The organism is Acinetobacter sp. Colony158, from assembly GCF_019264745.1.
Taxonomy (GTDB): Bacteria; Pseudomonadota; Gammaproteobacteria; order Pseudomonadales; family Moraxellaceae; genus Acinetobacter; species Acinetobacter ursingii.
Genome location: NZ_CP078523.1, coordinates 203,260 through 208,282, shown reverse-complemented (window position 1 = coordinate 208,282; position 5,023 = coordinate 203,260). Strand labels below are relative to the sequence as shown.

The 5,023-nt window shown below is 38.5% G+C and carries 4 protein-coding genes; 2 read left to right on the top strand and 2 right to left on the bottom strand.

The annotated features are described in order from the left end of the window. The first annotated feature begins 551 nt into the window (after positions 1-551). Both JR005_RS00740 and JR005_RS00735 read left to right on the top strand, forming a co-directional pair. The gene (locus tag JR005_RS00740) at positions 552-1,226 is read left to right on the top strand and encodes a DNA-binding response regulator PmrA (protein ID WP_004990411.1); all 675 of its coding nucleotides are present in this window, start codon (positions 552-554) and stop codon (positions 1,224-1,226) included. Between the two features lie 20 nt (positions 1,227-1,246). After that, complete coding sequence (locus JR005_RS00735) at positions 1,247-2,566, top strand: ATP-binding protein (protein WP_026039880.1); 1,320 nt, start codon at positions 1,247-1,249, stop codon at positions 2,564-2,566. Positions 2,567-2,710: 144 nt separating this feature from the next. On the opposite strand, the gene JR005_RS00730 is transcribed toward JR005_RS00735, so the two are convergent. Both JR005_RS00730 and JR005_RS00725 read right to left on the bottom strand, forming a co-directional pair. After that, complete coding sequence (locus JR005_RS00730; RefSeq protein WP_218665397.1) at positions 2,711-3,475, bottom strand: serine/threonine protein kinase; 765 nt, start codon at positions 3,473-3,475, stop codon at positions 2,711-2,713. A 152-nt stretch (positions 3,476-3,627) separates the two neighbouring features. Then, positions 3,628-4,815 (bottom strand): ammonium transporter, encoded by a 1,188-nt coding sequence (locus JR005_RS00725; protein ID WP_218665396.1) that lies wholly within the window; start codon positions 4,813-4,815, stop codon positions 3,628-3,630. Positions 4,816-5,023 lie beyond the last annotated feature (208 nt).

Genomic DNA, 5,023 nt, shown 5'->3' with positions numbered 1-5,023 from the left:
CACCTTTTGCAAAGCTTATAGAATGCACCGTTACTCAAGTGATTTCATCCTGAAAAGTGGCTGAACAAAGATGAACAGCAGCCAGAGAAACTAGGCTGTCGCTTAAATTCCAATAAATCAATAGGCTAATTAAAGTTGAGTATTACGCTCGCCTTTATGTATTTAAGAGAGTTTTAAGCTTAAATTCTTAGATTAGTGAATGTAATCTGAATATGATGTTGATGCCCAATTCCATTTTTTAAGCTTATATGAGACTTTAGTAGATTTGACAAATCAAGATGATTTATTCAAATCATTCAATTAGGTCAAAATAAAATTTCATCAAGCCGAAAATGATTGACGTTATTTATCCAATATAAAATTGTGTGCAGGATTTATATTGGTCTAGTCATTTTAAACATAACCTGTTTAAATACAGATGAAAATAAACATTTTAATGTTCAGATACACCGTCATTGTACTTCAGATATTTCACATCTTATGAAGATCTGAGCCAGATGACATACTGATATAAATCCTGATAATAAACTGATTAGCTGTGAGCCAATACCATGCCTAAAATCCTGATTATTGAAGATGACTTCATGATTGCAGAGTCTACGCTCACTTTGCTTAAGTATCATCAATTTGATGTGGAGTGGGTAAATAACGGAATTGATGGTTTATCGCAACTTTCAAAACAAAGTTTTGATCTGGTATTGCTTGATCTCGGTTTGCCGATGATGGATGGCATGCAAGTGCTTAAACAGATTCGTCAAAAAACGGCTGTTCCTGTACTTATTATTTCAGCGCGGGATCAACTGGAAAATCGTGTTGATGGTTTAAATCAAGGGGCTGATGATTATTTGATTAAGCCTTATGAGTTTGATGAGCTGTTGGCCCGTATTCATGCCTTATTACGTCGAAGTGGAAAAGAAGCTCAGGCCACAAGTCAGGATCAAATTCTTAAAAGTGGTGATGTGACTTTAAATATCGAAAAGCATGTTGCAACAGTCAAAGGTCAGGAAGTTGAACTTTCCAATCGTGAATGGGCAATTTTAATTCCACTGATGACGCATCCAAACAAGATTTTCTCCAAAGCAAATCTCGAAGATAAACTGTATGACTTTGATAGCGAAGTCACCAGTAATACCATTGAAGTCTATGTGCATCATTTACGTTCTAAACTGGGTAAAGATTTCATCCGTACCATTCGTGGTTTAGGCTATCGTCTGGGTCACAGTTAAGGAATTTTTCCATTATGGCCCTGCATTATTCTTTAAAGCGACGCTTAATCTGGTACACGTCTATTTTTAGTATATTGCTCGGCTGTGTTCTGATATTTTCAGCTTATAAAATTGCATTGCAGGAAAGTAATCAAATTCTTGATGCACAAATGCAATATTTGGCCAAACGTGCTGCGACTCAACCTTATGGAGCAGTCGTCAGTCATTTTGAAAAAGATCGTGTGTATCGTGAAGAAGATTTATTTGTTGATATTTGGGCTTATAAAGATCAAAGTCATTTAAGTCATGCAGACCGTTTATTGGTTCCTCCGGTGAAGTATGCTGGATTTTATACCCAGCAAACCGACCATGGCATCTGGCGTACTTATGTGATGCCGACCAAAGATTTTCAAATCCAGATCAGTCAGCAAGAAAAAGTCAGACAAGTGATGGCGTTGGAACTTGCGGGTAGTATGTTCCTCCCTTATGTCATTATTTTGCCTTTTGCCTTAATTGGTTTGGCAGGTATTATTCGACGTAGTTTAAAACCCTTGGATGACTTCAAATCCGAATTGATACAGCGTGATTCTAATGATCTAGCGCCTATTCATGAAAAAGATTATCCAGAAGAGCTTTCTCCAACCATTCATGAAATGAATCGGTTGTTTGAACGAATTTCGACGGCTCAACAAGAGCAGAAACAATTTGTCGCTGATGCCGCTCACGAGTTACGGACACCCATTACTGCTTTAAATTTGCAAACCAAGATTCTACTCAGTCAGTTTCCTGATCATGCTGCCTTTCAAAATCTGAGCAAAGGGCTCGCGCGAATTCAGCATTTGGTCAGTCAACTGTTGGCTCTGGCTAAACAAGATGCCTCAATGAGTAGTCTTGAGCGATTCAGTACTTTTCAGCTTAATAATGTTGCCTTAAATTGCGTTGAGCAATTGATGAATTTAGCAATGGAAAAGGAAATCGATCTGGGTTTTGAACGCAATGAAGATATCGAAATGGTGAGTATTGAGCCCACAGTACATTCCATTATTTTTAACCTGATTGATAATGCGATTAAGTACACTCCTGTAGCAGGAGTGATTAATATTTCCGTCTATGAAGATGAGAATAGCTGTGCCTGTGTGCAAATTGAAGACAGTGGTGCGGGGATTGATCCTCAATATTATGATCAGGTGTTAAAACGTTTTTATCGAGTACATCATCATCTGGAAGTGGGCAGTGGTTTGGGGTTATCCATTGTGGATAAAGCAACACAGCGCTTAGGTGGTCAACTGATTCTTTCCCAAAGTACAGAATTGGGTGGACTCAGTGTTTTAGTCTGCTTACCCAAGATCTTAAAAAGTTAAGATATTTAAGAGCTAGCCTATTAAAAGTCCAAATATTAAAAAGATTTTAAAAATGCCAAGAGACTAAAGCATTGATCAGAGCCAAAGCAATTGGATCAACTGTGTTTTAAATCATCGGTAATGGGTCTTGGCGTTCTAGTTTCTTTAAAAACAACATACTTTTTGGATACGTTTGCCGTCGTTGCCTAATTTTTCAGGTTTAAAACTCAAGATCCACTGCAATTTATGACCAACATTGCAAATGTCACGATAGACCTTTTTATTGTTATTTAAAGCATGATAAAAAATAGCACTTGCTTGATCAAGTTCCGTGAGTTCAAGTCGATATGACGATGAAAAAATAAAGCATAACCAATCACGTACCTGACATTGATTTAAACTTAAAAGTTCTCCCGGATCTGTCTCAAAATCTATAAAGGTAAACTGATGATCCTCATCGACTAAAATATTACGGACAAATGCTTCACTCAAATAGCTGCCTTTTGCATGTATAGATTGAATTGCCAAAATTGCATCGGTATAGAGTTGAATGCGTTGTTCAGAGCTGATAGCTCTGGCTAAGGCATGATCTAGTTGTACGACTTCGTGCTCACTGGAGCCTGCATCTTCAATTAAAATACCTTCATGTGAAACAGCCAAAACCTGTGGCGTTTTGATACCTAACTTTTTCAGAGCAGTAAGGCGTTGATATTCACATTGAATGGCTTCTTTGCCACCACGATTAGGAACTGGAATCAGTGCATCTAGTTGAAGCAAGCGAGCAAACCATCTCAAAGGAGTGTATAACCAAAGTGCATGACGCTCAGATGCTTTCTTTAACCAAACTTTACGATCGTTGAACTCATAAGACTGTATCGATTCATTTTGTTGATCAATAGACGCGTTCAAGAAGTCTGCAAAATTCCCCATCAATATAATCCTATCATCATCTATTTTTTATTCTAGGCGGATTGATACGTGCTGTCACGATGGGATTTGTTGTGTAAATTTAAATGATTATGTATAAAAAAACGGCTCAATGGAGCCGCTAAGGTAATATAAAAGGTAATCAAAAAATTGATCTAAAACATGCCTTCTTCTGAGTTCGCAGAAATTTTATGAATAGAAAGATCTGCGCCCTGAAATTCCTCTTCCTGTGATAATCGAATGCCCATCGTCATTTTCAAAACACCATAGATAATGAAACCACCCAGTAAAGCAATACTGACAGCCAAAGCACTTCCAATTAACTGTGATATAAAAGAAACATGACCTAATCCACCTAGCCATTGTTGTCCAAATATTCCTACAGCAAGACCACCAAAAACCCCACAAACGCCATGCAAAGGCCAAACACCTAGAACGTCATCAATTTTCAGTTTGTTTTGGGTATAAGTAAATAACTTAACGAAAATCACACCCGCAATTAACCCAATCAGCAATGCACCAAAAGGGTGCATGACATCTGAGCCTGCACAAATTGCAACAAGTCCAGCCAAAGGCCCATTATGTAAAAAACCTGGATCATTCTTTCCGACTAAGTTTGCGCTCAATGTACCGCCAACCATTGCCATCAATGAGTTGATTGCCACCAAGCCAGAAATTGCATCGACGCGCTGGGCGCTCATGACATTAAAGCCGAACCAGCCAACAATCAAAATCCATGGACCTAAGGCCAGAAAAGGAATTGAAGAGGGTGGATGCGCACTCACACGCCCATCATTTTTATAACGACCATTCCGAGCGCCTAATAAAATCACCGCAGCGAGCGCAATCCAACCCCCCATTGCATGAACCACGACAGAACCTGCAAAGTCATGAAACTGCGCACCAAAATGGGCTTCTAACCAACTTTGTATCCCAAAGTTACCATTCCATGCGATGCCTTCAAACAAGGGATAAACCAAAGCAACCAATAAAAAGGTGGCAATCGCTTGTGGTCGCATCTTGGCACGTTCAGCAATTCCACCTGAAATAATGGCAGGAATAGCCGCAGCAAAAGTCAGTAGAAAAAAGCAACGCATCAAGTTATAACCATGTTCTGCCGAGAGCGTTGTACCCATATGGAAAAAATGCAGGCCGTAGGAGATATAGTAACCAACAAAAAAATAAGCAATTGCTGAAATCGAAAAATCAGTCAAGATCTTACTCAGGGCATTGACCTGATTTTTATGGCGAACTGTTCCTAATTCCAAAAATGCAAAACCTGCATGCATGGCTAAGACGAGTACTGCTCCAAGCAATAAGAAAAAGAGATCTACATTTTGCATAGTTTGCTCAAAATAGGTGCTATAAACCAGTTTTAATACATAACTTTTAGAGTTAATGCACCAAAATGGTTTAGTAAATCTAAAAAATAGGAACCAAAGTCATCATGCTTTGACAATTTGAAACTTTAAGCAAAAAACGCACCAGTTTGGATGTGATTCATCATTTTTTCAATAATTGTGGTGCATCTTGAGCAAATATGGTGCTTGT

Bases quoted from the DNA above. Each gene is read 5' to 3' on its own strand.
- JR005_RS00740 (WP_004990411.1), top strand. From the start codon at position 552: ATGCCTAAAATCCTGATTATTGAAGATGACTTCATGATTGCAGAGTCT.
- JR005_RS00730 (WP_218665397.1), bottom strand. From the start codon at position 3,475: ATGGGGAATTTTGCAGACTTCTTGAACGCGTCTATTGATCAACAAAAT.
- JR005_RS00725 (WP_218665396.1), bottom strand. From the start codon at position 4,815: ATGCAAAATGTAGATCTCTTTTTCTTATTGCTTGGAGCAGTACTCGTC.